At 43.2% G+C, this 1,331-nt stretch carries 2 protein-coding genes; both read right to left on the bottom strand.

The annotated features are described in order from the left end of the window. Positions 1-675, bottom strand: a 675-nt coding sequence (locus tag A8B35_RS21060; protein ID WP_139314967.1) for a hypothetical protein, incomplete at its 3' end; no start/stop codon positions are given. Positions 676-845: 170 nt separating this feature from the next. Further along, positions 846-1,319 (bottom strand): hypothetical protein, encoded by a 474-nt coding sequence (locus A8B35_RS21055; protein ID WP_139314966.1) that lies wholly within the window; start codon positions 1,317-1,319, stop codon positions 846-848. Between the last annotated feature and the right edge of the window lie 12 nt (positions 1,320-1,331).

Raw genomic sequence — 1,331 nt, 5'->3', positions numbered from 1 at the left:
ACTATCATCGAATACAGCACAGGAAACCTCTGGAAGAATGACCTTAGTTCCCAAGGTCATCTCAAATGTACCATTGGTAATTTGTGGTGGGAAAGCGAACTGACCAAAGGCGAAATCTGCAGGATCATTATCCTCCTCTGACTCTCCATGGGCATACTCCAAAACCACATCTGTAAGTAGGAAATACTTACCACTATCGAGTTGTGCACGGTTCAGGTTGGTACGTCCGGCCTTTTTATCATCGGATGCTTCCATCAAATCGATGTCGGATTTGTCTTTGATGCTTTTTACCGTGTAAATGGCTGAATCGACCGTTTGCATACGGGCATCTTTCAAGGCTTTTTGAACATCCGGAGGTAATTGCCCTCTGCGTAATTCAAATTGTCCTTTGGAGGTCAGGTTTTTGGTTAAACCTGTTTTTACCGCTGTGCTGCGAGCTCCTGCATTATAAGATCTTCGTACAGATCGTCTTCTGCTGCTTCGTCTTCGACCTCTTCGGGTTCTGCGTCTGCTTCGTCTGCGAGAACGACCTAAATCACCAATGCCTTCTACGGCATCATCCTGGTCTTCTTCTTTTTCGAGTGCATCCTCCTCTTTATCAAGGACAGCTTCTTCTAAACCTTCAACTTCTTCCATTGAAGGGTATAAATCATTTTGCTCATTTAATTCTGCCATGATTTGCTAATTTTACGGCTTCGGTAAAGCATTAATAACTGCGTTATGCTTGTACTCAAAACAGTCATTTACGAAAAGTAAACTCCTGTTATTCGCACTTCGCAAGCCTTGTTATTAAAGCTTTCTCAAAAGCCTTTCTATTTGTACTATTTATTTAATTTTCTTGTTTGCTATGATTCCATCATATCTCCTGAGAAGATGTCATAGTCCATACTGTCTGGTGTGACGATACTTACTTTACCCACTTCCTCATCTGGATAAGCTGCACTTCCAATTGGATCATCAGACATCGCATAATCATTAGCAGCATTACCCACAGATTCATCGCTCATGCTATAATCTGCAGCTCCTGAAACGGATGCTTCTATCTCTCGCTCGATGTCAATATCGGCTGCTGGTAAAGCTTGCGTTACAGGATTGAGTGCTTCTAAACCGTCTACTTCTTCGTAATCGGTAAATCCCTCATCACTCATCACGCCTTCCAATCCTTGCAGAATTGTTTTTCCTGTGGCTTTCTTTACCATAGCCTCAACACCTGCTCCCGCTGCGCCTACAAGGCCTAATTTGATGTATTCGTTTCTGGTGAATTGAGTACTGATCAGACCGCCCATGGTAACCGCTGCTGGTACGATGTAACTTTTCATGTCTGTTCCCAG

The sequence above is a fragment of the Saccharicrinis aurantiacus genome, assembly GCF_001660705.2.
GTDB classification, from domain to species: Bacteria; Bacteroidota; Bacteroidia; order Bacteroidales; family Marinilabiliaceae; genus Saccharicrinis; species Saccharicrinis aurantiacus.
Note: the sequence above shows the minus strand (reverse complement) of the source record. Positions and strands in the feature narration are given on the sequence as shown.

Bases quoted from the DNA above. Each gene is read 5' to 3' on its own strand.
- A8B35_RS21055 (WP_139314966.1), bottom strand. From the start codon at position 1,319: ATGAAAAGTTACATCGTACCAGCAGCGGTTACCATGGGCGGTCTGATC.